This is a genomic window from Providencia vermicola, from assembly GCF_010748935.1.
In the GTDB taxonomy this organism is placed as follows: Bacteria; Pseudomonadota; Gammaproteobacteria; order Enterobacterales; family Enterobacteriaceae; genus Providencia; species Providencia zhejiangensis.
The window spans coordinates 589,696-605,393 of the sequence record NZ_CP048796.1; the positions used below are offsets into that span (position 1 = coordinate 589,696).

Annotated in this window: 14 protein-coding genes; 11 read left to right on the top strand and 3 right to left on the bottom strand. The window is 43.8% G+C overall.

Annotation, left to right across the window (positions count from 1 at the left end; genetic code table 11):
- Window positions 1-223: 223 nt before the first annotated feature.
- From G3341_RS02515 to G3341_RS02525, 3 genes are all read left to right on the top strand, one after another.
- Complete coding sequence (locus tag G3341_RS02515; RefSeq protein WP_154624652.1) at window positions 224-1,570, top strand: NCS2 family permease; 1,347 nt, start codon at window positions 224-226, stop codon at window positions 1,568-1,570.
- A gap of 261 nt (window positions 1,571-1,831) precedes the next feature.
- Entirely contained in the window at window positions 1,832-3,481 is a 1,650-nt protein-coding gene (locus G3341_RS02520; RefSeq protein WP_154624653.1) for a Na+/H+ antiporter, read from the top strand.
- A gap of 17 nt (window positions 3,482-3,498) precedes the next feature.
- Window positions 3,499-4,353: a carboxylate/amino acid/amine transporter gene (locus tag G3341_RS02525; RefSeq protein WP_154624654.1), complete on the top strand. Its 855-nt coding sequence runs from the start codon at window positions 3,499-3,501 to the stop codon at window positions 4,351-4,353.
- Here the strand turns inward: G3341_RS02525 and metR are convergent.
- Window positions 4,283-5,239: an HTH-type transcriptional regulator MetR gene (metR, locus tag G3341_RS02530; RefSeq protein WP_154624655.1), complete on the bottom strand. Its 957-nt coding sequence runs from the start codon at window positions 5,237-5,239 to the stop codon at window positions 4,283-4,285. The two genes, G3341_RS02525 and metR, sit on opposite strands and share 71 nt — an antisense overlap.
- 108 nt (window positions 5,240-5,347) lie before the next feature.
- On the opposite strand from metR, the gene metE reads away from it, so the two are divergent.
- Entirely contained in the window at window positions 5,348-7,627 is a 2,280-nt protein-coding gene (metE, locus tag G3341_RS02535) for a 5-methyltetrahydropteroyltriglutamate--homocysteine S-methyltransferase (RefSeq protein WP_163860637.1), read from the top strand.
- Window positions 7,628-7,695: 68 nt separating this feature from the next.
- Here the strand turns inward: metE and G3341_RS02540 are convergent, their stop codons facing one another.
- A complete protein-coding gene (locus G3341_RS02540; protein ID WP_163860638.1) occupies window positions 7,696-8,085 on the bottom strand; it encodes a YidB family protein in 390 nt (129 codons plus the stop codon).
- Between the two features lie 398 nt (window positions 8,086-8,483).
- Between G3341_RS02540 and ltnD the strand changes: the two genes are divergently transcribed.
- The 7 genes from ltnD to G3341_RS02575 are packed head-to-tail and all read left to right on the top strand — an operon-like array spanning window position 8,484 to window position 15,273.
- On the top strand, window positions 8,484-9,392 hold the full coding sequence (ltnD, locus tag G3341_RS02545; RefSeq protein WP_154624658.1) for an L-threonate dehydrogenase: 909 nt from the start codon (window positions 8,484-8,486) through the stop codon (window positions 9,390-9,392).
- On the top strand, window positions 9,389-10,666 hold the full coding sequence (gene otnK, locus G3341_RS02550; RefSeq protein WP_163860639.1) for a 3-oxo-tetronate kinase: 1,278 nt from the start codon (window positions 9,389-9,391) through the stop codon (window positions 10,664-10,666). Before ltnD ends, otnK begins: the two co-directional genes overlap by 4 nt.
- On the top strand, window positions 10,659-11,300 hold the full coding sequence (locus tag G3341_RS02555; RefSeq protein ID WP_154624660.1) for an aldolase: 642 nt from the start codon (window positions 10,659-10,661) through the stop codon (window positions 11,298-11,300). Before otnK ends, G3341_RS02555 begins: the two co-directional genes overlap by 8 nt.
- A 10-nt stretch (window positions 11,301-11,310) precedes the next feature.
- Window positions 11,311-12,090, top strand: a complete 780-nt coding sequence (otnI, locus tag G3341_RS02560; protein WP_163860640.1) for a 2-oxo-tetronate isomerase — start codon at window positions 11,311-11,313, stop codon at window positions 12,088-12,090.
- Window positions 12,091-12,102: 12 nt separating this feature from the next.
- Window positions 12,103-12,870: a DeoR/GlpR family DNA-binding transcription regulator gene (locus tag G3341_RS02565; protein ID WP_004924695.1), complete on the top strand. Its 768-nt coding sequence runs from the start codon at window positions 12,103-12,105 to the stop codon at window positions 12,868-12,870.
- A 56-nt stretch (window positions 12,871-12,926) separates the two neighbouring features.
- Window positions 12,927-13,886, top strand: a complete 960-nt coding sequence (gene denD, locus G3341_RS02570) for a D-erythronate dehydrogenase (protein WP_163860641.1) — start codon at window positions 12,927-12,929, stop codon at window positions 13,884-13,886.
- A gap of 10 nt (window positions 13,887-13,896) precedes the next feature.
- Entirely contained in the window at window positions 13,897-15,273 is a 1,377-nt protein-coding gene (locus G3341_RS02575) for a GntP family permease (protein WP_154624663.1), read from the top strand.
- A gap of 64 nt (window positions 15,274-15,337) precedes the next feature.
- On the opposite strand, the gene G3341_RS02580 is transcribed toward G3341_RS02575, so the two are convergent.
- Window positions 15,338-15,481, bottom strand: coding sequence for a hypothetical protein (locus tag G3341_RS02580; protein WP_163860642.1), 144 nt, complete (start codon window positions 15,479-15,481; stop codon window positions 15,338-15,340).
- Between the last annotated feature and the right edge of the window lie 217 nt (window positions 15,482-15,698).

A 15,698-nucleotide genomic window follows, 5' to 3' on the forward strand; every position in this document is an offset into this window, starting at 1 on the left:
TGCACGCTATCTGCTGCTTAAATTCGAAAACACTTGATCAGTACACCTGTTTAGATTGATAATTGCCCGCTTCAGAATCTGCCATTTCGACCATAAAGCCAAACGATTGCGTAAAATCACTCTTCATTAAGTGAATGACTTGGCTTATGAGTTTTTTTAAAAAAGTAATCGTTTTCGTGAGCGGAATTTGGCGCTTTTAGTTATGTTTAGCAGGAGTATCTCCATGTCTGGCCAACAGGCTTCAACCAATTGCAAATTGGATAAATTTTTTAAAATTTCCGCGCGTGGCTCTTCGGTTCGCCGTGAAATCATTGCTGGGTTAACGACGTTTTTAGCAATGGTTTACTCCGTTATTGTTGTGCCTGGCATGTTAGGGCAGGCAGGTTTCCCTCCTACCGCAGTGTTTATTGCGACCTGTTTAGTTGCTGGTTTTGGCTCATTATTAATGGGGCTATGGGCTAATCTCCCAATGGCAATCGGGTGTGCTATTTCACTAACCGCATTTACGGCATTTAGTTTGGTGTTGGGGCAAAATATTAGCATCCCTGTTGCGCTTGGTGCCGTATTCTTAATGGGGTGTTTATTCACCATTATTTCAGTGACAGGCATTCGCAGTTGGATCCTTCGTAATATGCCAATGGGCATTGCGCATGGGACAGGGATCGGTATCGGGCTATTTTTACTGCTGATTGCTGCCAATGGGGTAGGGCTGGTGATTAAAAATCCAAACGCAGGCCTACCTGTAGCACTGGGGGATTTCACCTCTTTTCCTGTTTTAATCTCATTAGCGGGCTTAGCCGTTATCTTTGGTCTGGAAAAGCGTCGTGTGCCCGGTGGTGTTTTACTGGTCATTATCGCTATCTCTATTATTGGGTTGATCTTTGATCCCGCCGTTAAATATCAAGGTTTCTTTAAACTGCCTTCTTTCGGGGAGGATGGTTTATCACTGATATTTAATATGGATATTATGGGCGCATTACAGCCAATTGTGTTACCGAGTTTATTAGCTTTAGTGATGACTGCCGTCTTTGATGCAACGGGAACAATTCGCGCTGTTGCAGGTCAAGCGAATTTGCTTGATAAAGAGGGGCAAATTATTAATGGTGGTAAGGCATTAACAGCCGATTCGGTGAGCAGTATCTTTGCTGGTGCAATTGGTGCTTCTCCTGCTGCCGTTTATATTGAGTCAGCGGCAGGAACGGCAGCTGGTGGACGCACAGGTTTGACCGCTGTTGTCGTTGGTGTGTTATTCCTGTTCATTCTGTTTTTATCGCCACTGTCTTATTTAGTTCCCGCTTATGCGACGGCTCCCGCTTTAATGTACGTTGGCTTACTGATGCTCAGTAATGTGTCTAAACTCGACTTTGATGACTTTGTCGATTCGATGTCAGGCCTATTGTGTGCGGTGTTTATTGTTCTGACATGTAATATTGTCACCGGTATTATGTTGGGCTTTGCAGCGCTGGTGATCGGCCGTATTTTTGCTGGCGAATGGCGTAAGCTAAATATCGGTACCGTCGTGATTGCCGTTCTTTTGGTAGCTTTTTATGCTGCTGATCTAGCTATTTAAGATTTGTTATTCTGTGGGGGAGGGCTCGTTAGCCGCCCCCTAATGTATTATCGCGATTAATCTTAAAGTTTGAATTATTTTCCCGCCGAGTAGTGAGTTAAGGATAGAATAGATAAAAGGCGGTAAATCATGTGAAACCCGCAGGTTTTCACGAGTTGCTGGCTTTACTGAAAAATTTTATGGCCTGACGAGCTACCTAATATTCTGCTACGACGGGTCATATTTGGGTCTTGGTTCGTTTAGTTAATCAGTAAGGGCAACATGGAAATTTTCTTTACTATCCTCATCTTAATTTTGGCTGTGTCTGTTTCAGGCGTGGTGACAAAAGTCATTCCTGTTCGTGTTCCATTACCCTTGATTCAAATTGCGATTGGTGCGTTATTGGCTTGGCCTCAGTTTGGCTTGCATGTCACGTTTGATCCTGAATTATTTATGGTGTTATTGATTCCACCATTGTTATTCGTTGATGGCTGGAAAACACCAACCCGTGAATTTTTCCAAAATGGACGCGAAATCTTCATTTTGGTATTAGTGCTGGTATTGGTGACCGTTGTTGGGATTGGTTATCTTATTTACTGGCTGATGCCTGGTATTCCATTAATTGCTGCATTTGCACTTGCCGCTGTTCTTTCACCAACGGATGCTGTCGCCCTCTCTTCCATTGTGGGTAAAGGCCGAATTCCAAAACGCATGATGAGTGTGTTGGAAGGTGAAGCTCTCATGAATGATGCTTCTGGCCTTGTCGCTTTAAAGTTTGCTGTGGCGATTGCCATGGGAACGATGGCATTCTCTGTTTCCGGTGTGACCATTGAGTTCTTTAAAGTTGCGATAGGTGGATTATTGTCCGGTATCGTCGTGACTTGGGTTTACAGTAAATCGCTTAGACTGATGAGCCGCTGGAGTGGGGATGATCCCGCAACGCAAATCGTGTTTATGCTCTTGCTGCCTTTTGCCTCCTACATGATTGCTGAGCATATTGGTTTTTCGGGCATTTTGGCAGCGGTTGCTGCGGGTATGACGATCACTAAATCTGGTGTGATCCGTAATGCTCCTCTGGCAATGCGACTACGTGCTGACAGCGTATGGTCGATGCTTGAGTTTGTATTTAACGGACTGGTGTTTATCATGCTCGGATTGCAATTGCCGGGAATATGGGAAACCTCTGTACTGCAAGCTGAATTAGACCCGAGTGTAGAAACTTGGATGTTATTCGCGGCTGTTGCGGTTATCTATTTTGCTTTGTTGATATTACGTTTTTGTTGGCTATGGCTAATGAAAAGATTTAGCCGACTGTTTTTGAAGAAAAGGCCATTACAGTTCGCCAACTATACAGTGCGTGAATTATGGTTAGCTTCATTTGCGGGCGTTCGTGGGGCAATTACCTTGGCGGGTGTGTTGTCAGTGCCGTTATTTTTAAGTGATGGCTCACCATTCCCTGCTCGTTATCAGCTGGTATTTATTGCTGCTGGGGTTATTTTATTCTCGATTTTTGCTGGTGTGATCGCGTTACCACTGTTATTGCGTAATTTTAAGGTGAGTGACAAGGAAGCGGATATCAACGAAATACGCATGGCAAAAGCGGCAATGGCTGAAGTGGCTATTGTCAGTTTGAACAAAATGGAAGAGCGTTTATCCGCGGATGTCGATGAAAAATTAGATCCGGAAGATATTAGTGAGGTCGCATCAAGGGTAACGGGGCATTTACGTCGCCGAACCGCGGGTCAGGATGAAATTGAGCATAATCTACAAATTGAGGATCTGGAACGCAGGTTTAGATTAACAGCACTACGTGCCGAACGAGGTGAGTTATATCACTTACGTGCAACACGTAAAATCAGTAATGAAACGTTGCAATCTTTACTGACTGACCTCGATTTATTAGAAGCCGTACTCATTGAAAAAGAGCATTAATTGAGAACAATACAATAATGTGGTTACTTGTTATAACGACGCTGCTTTGGGCAGCGTCTTTTAGTCTTATCGGTGAATATCTTGCTGGTCAAGTCGATAGCTGGTTATCTGTTTTAATTCGCGTATCTTTAGCGGCGTTGGTTTTTTTGCCTTTTTTACGTTGGCGTGGCTTAGGAAAAAAAGTGATTGCCCTCTATATGACGGTTGGCGCATGTCAGCTGGGGATCATGTACTTTTTTGTTTTCCAAGCATATCGGCACCTTACCGTCGCTGAATTTTTGCTATTTACGGTCATGACGCCACTGTATGTGACGCTAGTTTATGACCTATTGGAACGTCAAAAGTTACGCATAGGCTATCTCTTCAGTTCATTGCTGGCCGTGATCGGAGCTGCAATCATTCGTTATGATCACCTGAGTGAGTCATTTTGGGTTGGCTTGATCTATGTTCAACTTGCCAATATTTTCTTCGCGATAGGTCAGGTAGGTTATAAACGCTTGATGGAGGTCTATCCCATTCCTCAGCATCAGGCTTTTTCTTGGTTCTATCTCGGTGCAACGTTGGTGGCGCTAGTTGGTTGGCTCTTATTCGGTAATAAATCCATGGTTCCAACAACCCATGTGCAATGGGGCGTTCTGCTGTGGTTAGGTGTAGCAGCTTCTGGTATTGGCTATTTTATGTGGAACTATGGCGCGACCAAGGTAGACGCTGGAACCCTTGCTATCATGAATAACATGATGGTTCCAGCGGGGCTATTAGTGAATTTTGCTATCTGGCAACAACATCCGGATTGGCTGAGTTTTACCATTGGAGCGAGCCTAATTGTTGCTTCTCTGTGGGTACATAGGCGCTGGATACTTTCACCGGCTTAACATAAGACAAATTATCAACAGCGTGACTAGTCGCGGTTTTGGTAAAAGCTTCAATAGCAGGTTGGCGTTGCTCTCCTTCACGGCATGCAGCGTACAGCCTGCTCCATAATCCATTCCCTAGCGTTTTAATGCTAATCAAACCTTGTTTTTCAAAGGAATCGACAGCCCAATGTGGCAATGCTGCTATTCCCATTTTTGCCGCAACCATTTGAATCAATATCAGTGTGTTATCGACAGTTTTAACACTTGGTGAAACGCCCGCTGGTTGCAAGAAATGACGCCATACGTCAAAACGGTGACGTTGTACGGGGTAAATTAATAAAGTCTCATCGGCCAGATCATGCGGAGCAATTATTGGCTTTCTTGCCAGAGGATGATCATTAGCCACAATCAATTTCACTTCATAATCAAATAGTGGCGTGTAGTGAATTTCTTTATCCGCCAAGATATCAGACGTTAAGACGATATCCAGTTCCCGTGACAGTAATTCAGGTTGCGGGTCGAAAGTCACACCTGATTTAAAATCGACGGAAACTTGTGGCCATGTTTGCCTAAATTGTTGTAATGCAGGAGTGAGCCACTGAATACAACTATGGCATTCAATGGCGATACGTAGTGTTGAGACACCTGGCTCATTACAGACACGAATCGCATCCTTCACCATAGGCAATATTTGCTGGGCTAACTGTAATAGGACTTCCCCTTGTGGAGTAAAACGTAATGGTTGGCTTTTACGAACAAATAGCTTAAAGCCCAAACGGTGCTCTAAGTCACTAAACTGATGTGACAAAGCAGACTGAGTCTGATGCAAATAGGTTGCAGCTGCCGCCAATGAACCGTGCTGGCTGAGCGCATGCAATGTTTTTAGATGTTTTAGTTCAATCATGAGAAACCTTCAAGATGACAATGAATAATTTGCGCTTGTGCTTTATACAGTACCTGTTGATTATAGATGTGTAAACATCTAGACGGCTAAAAATTTTAAGGGGTCAATATGTCTGTTATAAATCATACACTTGGATTTCCTCGTGTCGGTCTGAAAAGAGAACTAAAACGTGCACAAGAAGATTATTGGGCAGGCAAGATTGATCAAGCCGCACTTTTAGAGACAGGACGTGAGTTACGGGCTCGTCACTGGCAACAACAAAAAGAGGCAGGAGTGAATTTATTACCTGTTGGTGATTTTGCTTGGTATGACCAAGTGCTGACAACCAGCCTATTGTTGGGCAACGTGCCACCACGTCATCAAAATGAAGATGGCTCAATTGATTTAGATACCCTGTTTAGAGTCGCACGAGGCCGTGCTCCAACAGGAAAACCAGCCGCAGCGGGAGAGATGACTAAGTGGTTTAATACCAACTATCACTACATTGTTCCCGAGTTCCAAAAAGGGCAAAAATTTAGCCTTTCATGGACGCAGCTATTTGATGAAGTTGATGAAGCATTGGCATTAGGTCATAACATTAAACCGGTTGTTATTGGCCCAATTACCTATCTATGGTTAGGTAAAGTGAAGGGTGAATCATTCGATCGTTTATCTTTGCTGAATGATTTATTGCCTGTCTATGAAGAAATTCTGACTCGTCTGGCGCAAAAAGGGATCGAGTGGGTTCAAATCGATGAGCCGGCCTTGGTTTTAGATTTACCGATAGAGTGGCAGCACGCGTATCAAACCGCCTATCAAGCCCTTACAGGTAAAACTAATTTACTGCTAACCACTTATTTTGATGGCATTAGTCATCATTTAGACCTGATTAAACAACTGCCGATTCAAGGTTTGCATGTTGATGTGGTGGCTGGACGTGATGATATTGAAAAACTGCATCAACAATTACCACAAAATTGGCTGCTATCTCTTGGGATTATCAATGGGCGCAACGTATGGAAGGCTGATTTAGGTGAAAAATTTGCACGGGTGAAACCGTTATTAGGTCAACGACCAATATGGATTGGTACATCCTGTTCATTGTTACATAGCCCAATCGATCTTAACGACGAGACTCGTTTGGACGATGAGGTGAAAAGCTGGTTTGCATTTGCCTTACAAAAATGCGGTGAATTAGCTTTATTAAGTAAAGCGTTAAATGAGCCAACAGAGGCCAATATTGCTGAGTTGGAGCAATACAGCGCCCCCATTCGTGCGCGTAAAACCTCAACACGCGTAAATAATGCAACGGTTGCACAGCGTTTGAAAGCGGTTAGAGAAGGGGATGTTGAGCGTAATAGCGCATATCCAATACGGGCACAGCGTCAGCGCACGCGTTTTAATCTACCATTGTGGCCAACAACAACGATTGGCTCGTTCCCACAAACCAGTGAAATTAGAACGCTACGCCTTGATTTCAAGAAAGGGAATGTTGACAAAACGCACTACCGTACCAATATCAGCGAGCACATTAAGCAAGCGATTAAAGAGCAAGAGCTGCTAGATATCGATGTGCTGGTGCACGGTGAAGCAGAACGTAATGACATGGTGGAATATTTCGGCGAGCATTTTGATGGTTATGTATTTACTCAAAATGGCTGGGTGCAAAGCTATGGTTCACGTTGCGTCAAACCACCAGTGATCATTGGTGATATTAGTCGTCCTGAAGCCATTACAGTTGAATGGGCGAAATATGCGCAATCTTTGACTGAAAAACCGGTCAAAGGGATGTTAACAGGGCCTGTCACGATACTGTGCTGGTCATTCCCACGTGAAGATGTGAGCCGTGAAACGATCGCGAAACAGATTGCGTTAGCGTTACGGGATGAAGTGGATGATTTACAAAAAGCAGGTATTGGCATTATTCAAATTGATGAACCTGCACTGCGTGAAGGATTACCACTGCGTAAGGATGAGTGGGCAGAGTACTTAAATTGGGCTGTTGATGCTTTCAAACTGAGTGCTGCAATAGCCGATGATGAGACACAGATCCACACTCATATGTGTTATTGCGAGTTCAATGACATCATGGAGTCGATAGCTGCACTGGATGCCGATGTTATTACGATAGAGACTTCACGTTCTGATATGGAGTTGTTAGACGCCTTTGAAGACTTTGACTACCCCAATGAAATTGGACCGGGTGTCTATGATATTCACTCACCCAACGTACCAAATGTCGATTGGATTGTGGCTCTGCTGAGAAAAGCAGCAAAACGTGTTCCGGTTGAACGTCTGTGGGTTAACCCTGACTGTGGCTTGAAAACAAGAGGCTGGCCAGAGACCCGTCAATCATTAGCTAACATGGTTGAAGCGGCGAAAAAACTGAGGAATGAATACCAAAGCTAAGGCTTTAACAATGACAAACGGTAGGTGAGACAGCGTATTCCCTACCGTTTTTCTATTTTTTGACAGTATTAACCAAACAGCTTTTCTTTTAGCATATTCATGCCGATTGCTGATAAATCAATATGTTCTGGTAAAACGCCTTCAGGAGTCGCTTGATTGACGAGTTTGGGGAGGTATTTTGCGATTAACTCGGTTGTTTCTTGTGAGTCGAAGCCTACTTGTTGAGCGAGCTGCTGGATATCTAAATTACCGAATACTTGGATTAACTGGTTGACACTAACAGGTAGGTTCTCACCATTACCGATCCATGATTGGACAATCTCACCTAAGCCTTGTTGGTTAAATTTATCGGCAACACCCGCTAACCCACCTTGTTTATCAATCCATTCAATAACAGATTGAAACTGGCTCATTTTATCACCGGCAACCATGGTGATCAGTTGATCGAACAAACCCATCTAATGCTCCTCATCGTTTATCAAGTTGTAGACTCCAACTGCCTATGGTTAGCTTTGGAATACCACTAAAAAATTAAGTCGTCGGCTATTTTGGTCAATTTCAGCAAAGCGTCAATCAAAAATGATGCGATATCTACTTAACTGAATGGAAAAGATGACAAATTTTCTTTTTTTATTCTTGAACTGTGTAAAACATACTCATATCACATTTTTTATCACATTATGCTGTGAATGGTTTTGTGAATTACCAAAAAATATAAAGCATTAAAAATCAATTGAATAGAATTTATTTGTTGGTTTTTTATCTTGTTCGTAATGTGATGTTCATCATGTGTTTGTGAATTTTGTTATGTGAGAATTCACATCAATAACAAAGATTAACAACATCAGGGGTTGTTATGGGAAATATCGTTAAGAATGTCGGTGTTATTGGTCTCGGTTCTATGGGTATGGGGATCGCACAATCCCTTATAAAAAATAATATTCCTACCTATGGCTTTGACCTTAGCCCAAATGCATGCCAAACCTTAAAACAGGCTGGTGCTGTTGCGGTGGGGCAAAACGCTGCTGAATATGCTCAAGACTTACAGGCTTTACTTTTAGTGGTCGTTAATGGTCGCCAAGTTGAAGCTATTCTATTTGAAGGGGATAAACCTCTCGTAGAACAGTTACATCCAGGCACAATTATTGTGTTGCATAGTACGTTAGCGGCTGAGCAAACCAAGCGCATCGCTAAGCGTTTAGAACAATATCAATTACCACTAATGGATGCCCCTATTTCTGGGGGGGCGCTGAAAGCGGCGGAAGGTAAGTTAACGGTGATGGCGTCAGGCGCACCAGCATTATTTGAGCAACTTAACGCTATTTTTGCGGCGATATCTGAGCGCTTATACCGCGTTGGTGATGAAGTCGGTCTAGGGTCAACGGTGAAAACAATCCACCAACTGCTGGCTGGCGTACACATTGCTGTTGCTGCGGAAAGTATGGCGTTAGCCGCTAAAGCAGGTATCGACTTGAATATGATGTACGACATCGTCACCCATGCTGCGGGTAATTCTTGGATGTTTGAAAACCGTATGCAGCATGTTCTTGATGGTGATTATACGCCAAAATCGTCTGTGGATATTTTTGTTAAAGACTTAGGTTTAGTCATGGAAACGGGAAAAGCACTTAATTTCCCATTGCCTATTGCCGCAACTGCTCATCAGATGTTTATTTCTGCAAGTCATGAAGGCTTTGGCCATCAAGATGACAGTGCGGTGATCAAAACTTTCAAAGGAATTGCTTTACCGGAGAAAAAAGTATGACAGTGAAATTAGGTGTGATCGCCGATGATTTTACCGGTGCAACCGACATTGCAGGATTTATGGTACAGAACGGCTGGCGTGTCGTTCAACTATTGAATGAACCGGATGAAAATACGGCTGTGCCACAAGATGTTGATGCGATTGTTATCAGCCTAAAAAGCCGTTCTTGTCCTGTCGACACCGCAATCAATGCATCCTTAAATGCCTGCCGTTGGTTAAAGCAGCAAGCTCACTGCCAACAGATTTTCTTTAAATATTGCTCCACTTTTGATTCTACAGAAAAAGGCAATATTGGACCGGTTACTGACGCATTGATGCAACAGCTTGATACGCAAGTCGCATTGATTTGTCCTGCCTTGCCAATAAACGGCAGAACCGTTGTTCATGGTCATTTATTTGTAAATGGCCAATTACTCAATGAAAGTGGCATGCAGCATCACCCAGTGACACCAATGACAGATGCTAACTTGCTCAGAGTCATGGAAAAACAGTCTGAAGGTAAAGCCGGGTTAATTCCATTGTCTGATATTCAGCAAGGTGACGCGCTGATTAAGCAACGTCTAGCGACTTTAGCAGAGCAAGGGGCAAGCTATATCGTTGTTGATTCATTAACAATGAATGATTTATTGCCTATCGCAAAAGCCGTGAAAGAGATGCCTTTGCTGACGGGGGGCTCAGGTCTTGGCGCTGCGTTAGCAAATGTGGATACGGGTTGTGAATGGGGCGCGGGTGGCAGCCGTGGTGAAATACCTGCAAGCCAAGGCCGTAAAACCATTATTTTATCCGGTAGCTGCTCAGTGATGACGAATAAACAAGTTCAAAGCTACCAGCAAATCGCGCCTGCAAAAGTTGTGGATGTGGGCGAGTGTATTGCTAACCCAGAATATGCACAGCAATTAGCGAATTGGGTTCAAGAACAAAAAATCACTGGTTTAGCCCCTTTACTCTATGCGACTCAACCACCTGAAATTCTGAAAAAAATTCAGGAAAATTATGGGGCAGAAGTGGCGAGTAGTGCAGTCGAAAACGTGTTTGGTGAAGTGGTAAAACTTCTTCAAGCGCAAGGTTATAACACTTTTATTATTGCGGGTGGCGAAACATCCGGCAAGGTCGTTCAAAGCCTAGGAACAGAGCAGCTTAGCATTGGTGCGCCAATCGCACCTGGGGTTCCATGGGTTCAGGATTTAACAAGCGGACACTGGTTGGCACTCAAATCGGGTAATTTCGGCCAAGAGAATTTCTTCCAGTACGCACAGGAGATGTTTAATGAGTGAAGAACAGGCACTACGCCAAGAACTGGCTGATTGGGCTAAATCGATGTTTAACCGCGGCTATAGCAGTGGTGGAGCCGGAAACATCAGTGCCAAACTTCCCGATGGGAACATTATTGTTACCCCAACCAATTCAAGCTTTGGTGATTTAGATCCAGAAAGATTGAGTAAGTTGGATGCAGAAGGTAACTGGATCGATGGAGATAAGCCAACGAAAGAAGTTTCTATGCACATGGCGATGTATCGACAGCGTCCAGACTGCCAAGCCGTGGTGCACTTACATTCGCCTTGGCTAACAGCGTTATCGTGTTTAGCGGGACTTGATAGCAGCAACTGCTTACCCCCGATCACGCCTTATTATGTGATGCGAGTTGGCAAACTACCCTTGATTCAATATTTACCACCGGGGGATGACCGTATTGGTGAAGAGATTGAAAAGTTAGCACCAAACCACAATGCGGTATTGCTATCGAATCATGGGCCTGTTGTTGGCGGTAAAACATTAAGACAAGCCTTCTTCAATGCGGAAGAACTGGAAGATACGGCTCGTTTGTATATCACGCTACGTCAGCAAGGCTTTACAACACTCACTGAAGAGCAGGTTAACGAGCTAGAAAGCCGTTATCCAAAGAAATGAGGCACTAAACATGGCTAAATTTGCAGCAAATCTCAGTATGATGTTTAACGAGGTTCCTTTTATCCAACGTTTTGAGCGTGCCGCACAGGCAGGTTTTACTGGCGTTGAATATCTGTTTCCTTACGAAGAGCAGCCAGAAGCTATCGCGGAAGAGCTGAAAAAACATGGATTAACACAAGCACTGTTCAATATGCCTGCGGGGGATTGGGCTGCTGGTGAGCGCGGAATGGCATCGATACCAGGTCGTGAAGATGAATTTGCAAAAGGCGTTCATACGGCATTGCACTATGCTAAGGCATTAGGATGTCAACAAGTGCATGCGATGGCCGGCAAAGTCGATGCCCGCTTTACGCCTGAGCAACAGCGAGCCTGCTTTATCAAGAATATCCAATATGCAGCGGATGTGATGGCAGAACATGGTATTCGCGTCTTAATTGAACCGATTAATACGCGTGATATGCCTGGCTACTTCTTAACGACACAGAAGCAAGCTGAAGCCTTACTCCCTGAAATTGCTCGTGAAAACGTCTTTATTCAATTGGATCTTTATCACTGCCAAATCATGGAAGGTGATTTATTGAAAACAATTGAGCGTTTATGGGGTAAATTTAGTCATATTCAGATAGCTTCAGTGCCTTATCGTCACGAACCTGATAGCGGTGAAGTCAACTACCCATGGATTTTCGAGCAACTCGACAAAATGGGTTATCAAGGTTGGCTGGGATGTGAATATCATCCTGCGGGCCGCACAGAAGACGGTTTAGGGTGGCTGAAACAAGCACAGTCATAAACAGGAGAACCTATGATCCCTTCAGAGCGTCGTGATTTTATTTACCGTTACGTTCATGAATACCAAACCGTTTCGATCAACGATTTGGTTGAACTGATGAATGTGTCACATATGACGGTAAGACGTGATATTCGCATGCTCGAAGAAGAAGGGAAGGTGGTCGCAATCAGCGGTGGTGTTCGTTTAAACGATGCGTTACGCCAAGAGTTACCTTGGAGTGAGAAAGCGCGTCTACACCATCGCAGTAAACGTGAGATAGGTAAATTTGCCTCATCGCTCGTTGAAGACGGGCAAGTGGTGTATCTCGATGCGGGAACGACCACATTTGAAATCGCTCGTGTGTTAGGTGAACGGTTTAATTTAACGATTGTGACTAACGATTTTTCGATCATGCAGTATTTGATGAATAAATCGCAACTCAATCTCTATCACACGGGAGGGCAAGTCGATAAACGCAATCATTCGTGTGTTGGTAATACCGCAGCGATGATGCTGAAAACGTTAAATGTTGATGTGGCATTTATTAGTACAAGCTCTTGGGATTTACTGCATGGTGTCTCTACGCCCCATGAAGAAAAAGTGCAGATAAAACAAACACTACTAGATGTTGCTCGGCGCTGTGTGCTGGTTTCTGACAGTAGTAAATTTGGCAAATACGGTATGTTTCGTGTTTGTCCACTCAATCAATTGCATGACATCATTTGCGACGATCAACTACCAAACGATGCTGTGCAGCGGATAACAGAACAAAATATAAAACTTCATTTAATAAAGACATAAATAAATCTTACCTAATGATAAATAGCCAGAAATAGGCTATTTCAAGGAGAATAACAATGAAAGTTATCATCACTGGCGGCGCTGGCTTTTTAGGTCAGCAGCTAGCCGCTGCTTTACTTAAAAATAGCCAGGGTTTTCAATTTGACCAACTCGTTCTAGCGGACATTCAGTGCCCTACATCCCCAATTGAAGATGCTAGAGTGAGCTGTGTGGCAACGGATTTAACTCAAGCAGGTGCTGCTGATCAACTGATTGATGCACAAACCGATGTGGTTTACCACCTAGCTGCAATTGTGAGTAGCCATGCTGAAAGTGATTTCGATTTAGGCATGAAAGTGAATTTCGAAGCAACACGTCAGTTGTTAGAAGTGGCTCGTGCTAAAAATCCGGCCATGAAGTTTATCTTTACCAGTTCTTTAGCCGTATTTGGTGGTGAGCTGCCAGATGTGATCACCGACCTATGTGTTGTGAATCCGCAATCTTCATATGGCGCTCAAAAAGCCATGTGTGAGTTGATGGTTAACGACTACTCACGTAAAGGTTATGTTGACGGACGTGTGTTACGTCTACCGACCATCAGTGTTCGCCCAGGAGTGCCTAACAAGGCTGCTTCATCATTTGCCAGTGGGATCATTCGTGAGCCATTAAATGGTATTGAAAGTGTTTGCCCAGTTTCACCTGAACTTGCTTTGTGGCTGTCTAGCCCAGAAACCGTGGTGAGCAATTTCATCCATGCTGCAACTATTTCAGCAGAGAAATTTGGCCTTTCTCGTACCGTTAACTTACCGGGAATTACCGTAACGGTTCAAGGAATGATTGATGCGCTACGCGATGTCGCTGGTCAAGACGCTGTTGACCTTATTCGTTTCGAACCTGATGAAGCTATTAACCGTATCGTCGCGAGTTGGCCGGGCAAATTTGATATTAGCCGTGCGTTAGGCCTTGGCTTTCGTGCAGATGGTTCATTTGCTGATGCGATCCGTTCGTTCATCACTCACCACGGCTCACAGCAATAGGGGATAAGCGATGTCCTATATTCCTATTATTGGCCTCGCAGTGGCCATATTTGTCCTGATCTTCTTGGTATTACGAACGCGTATTCATGCGTTACTTGCCATGTTGATTGCGGCTGCAATCGCCGGTATTTCTGGTGGATTAACAGCGGCCGAAACAGTGACTGTCATTACAAAAGGTTTTGGTAGTACACTCGGTGGCATCGGTATTGTTATCGGTCTCGGGGTAATGATGGGAAGGGTGCTAGAAGTTTCTGGTGCCGCTGAACAGATAGCTTATAGTTTTATTCGTTGGTTAGGAAAAAAGCGTGAAGAATGGGCGCTGGCTATTACAGGTTATATCGTCAGTATCCCTATTTTTGTTGATTCGGCATTCGTTATTCTTTATCCGTTGGCGAAAGCGTTAGCAAAGAACGGTAAGCGCAGTTTGTTAACCCTAGGTGTTGCATTAGCGGGTGGTCTGGTGGTCACACACCATACTGTACCGCCAACGCCAGGTCCTTTGGGGGTTGCAGGCATTTTTGGTGTTGATATTGGTGCCATGATATTAACGGGGATGACCCTTGCGGTGCCTTGCGTGATTGGTATTGTTTTTTACGCAAAATGGCTAGCGGTTAAATACCCTGAGTTCATGCCTGATGACAGCAACAATGCCGATTTAAAAGAAATCCACGATCGTTATATGGAAGAAAAGGCAAATAAACCGTTACCAAGCCTGTTCTTATCTGTATTGCCTATCGTCACGCCGATCTTGCTGATTTTTATTAACGCAGTTAATGGGTTATTGCTGAAAACTGACACTTTCCAAGGTATGGATGATAATTGGTACTTCCAAACCTTCCAATTCCTTGGGGCACCTATAATCGCTTTATCGATCAGTGTGTTAATCTCGGTTTATACATTGATGCCAAAAGCGACAAAGGAAGAAGTCATCGACCGTATGGAAGAAGGCTTACAGTCAGCGGGTATCATTTTATTGGTAACAGGTGCTGGCGGTGCATTAGGCGCAGTGCTACGTGATAGTGGGACGGGGAATATTTTAGCCGAGCATGTGGCGAGCTTACCGATCACGCCTGTGCTCATCCCATTTATTATCGCAACCTTAGTACGTTTAATTCAGGGCTCAGGCACCGTCGCGATGATCACGGCAGCTTCAATATCTGCGCCAATCATTAGCCAAATTCCGGATATTAATCTACTTGTCGCTGCTCAAGCAGCAACTATGGGGTCATTATTCTTCGGATATTTTAACGACAGCCTTTACTGGGTTGTGAATAGAATGATGGGTATTAAGGACGTTAAACAGCAGATGATGGTCTGGTCTATTCCAACAACGATAGCTTGGGCAATCGGTCTGGTGGGCGTTCTAATCCTTGATGTAGTTCTCTGATAGCCAACGCTCTTTTATTCTGCCAATAATTCAAAGCGCCATTCAAATCATGAGTGGCGCTTTTTTATTCTCGAGCGGGGGCAATGAAGATATCTTGTGCTAAGGCATGTCCACCTTCAATATCAACCAAGGCGTCACGCAAAATATGCGATGAATCAGCCTTGAATTGGCATTTATAGGTATAAATAGAGGCTTTGCTGTATATCATTAACAACAATCAATACTTCTCATCATGGCTAATCAAATTTTATAAGTGTTGTTTCAGTGCTCCTCTCGGTATCGTCTATACTGATCGGATACTTAGGTCTACACGCTTGTTTTATGTGACTTGAATCACTTTATTTTGCAACATAAACATATCGATTTTCATTAAAGGTGATTAATGTCACTAAACTGTTTGGGGTTTACCGCTATATTACTCTTAA

Coding starts and splice junctions, on each gene's coding strand:
- G3341_RS02515 (WP_154624652.1), top strand. CDS start 224: ATGTCTGGCCAACAGGCTTCAACCAATTGCAAATTGGATAAATTTTTT.
- G3341_RS02520 (WP_154624653.1), top strand. CDS start 1,832: ATGGAAATTTTCTTTACTATCCTCATCTTAATTTTGGCTGTGTCTGTT.
- G3341_RS02525 (WP_154624654.1), top strand. CDS start 3,499: ATGTGGTTACTTGTTATAACGACGCTGCTTTGGGCAGCGTCTTTTAGT.
- metR (WP_154624655.1), bottom strand. CDS start 5,239: ATGATTGAACTAAAACATCTAAAAACATTGCATGCGCTCAGCCAGCAC.
- metE (WP_163860637.1), top strand. CDS start 5,348: ATGTCTGTTATAAATCATACACTTGGATTTCCTCGTGTCGGTCTGAAA.
- G3341_RS02540 (WP_163860638.1), bottom strand. CDS start 8,085: ATGGGTTTGTTCGATCAACTGATCACCATGGTTGCCGGTGATAAAATG.
- ltnD (WP_154624658.1), top strand. CDS start 8,484: ATGGGAAATATCGTTAAGAATGTCGGTGTTATTGGTCTCGGTTCTATG.
- otnK (WP_163860639.1), top strand. CDS start 9,389: ATGACAGTGAAATTAGGTGTGATCGCCGATGATTTTACCGGTGCAACC.
- G3341_RS02555 (WP_154624660.1), top strand. CDS start 10,659: ATGAGTGAAGAACAGGCACTACGCCAAGAACTGGCTGATTGGGCTAAA.
- otnI (WP_163860640.1), top strand. CDS start 11,311: ATGGCTAAATTTGCAGCAAATCTCAGTATGATGTTTAACGAGGTTCCT.
- G3341_RS02565 (WP_004924695.1), top strand. CDS start 12,103: ATGATCCCTTCAGAGCGTCGTGATTTTATTTACCGTTACGTTCATGAA.
- denD (WP_163860641.1), top strand. CDS start 12,927: ATGAAAGTTATCATCACTGGCGGCGCTGGCTTTTTAGGTCAGCAGCTA.
- G3341_RS02575 (WP_154624663.1), top strand. CDS start 13,897: ATGTCCTATATTCCTATTATTGGCCTCGCAGTGGCCATATTTGTCCTG.
- G3341_RS02580 (WP_163860642.1), bottom strand. CDS start 15,481: ATGATATACAGCAAAGCCTCTATTTATACCTATAAATGCCAATTCAAG.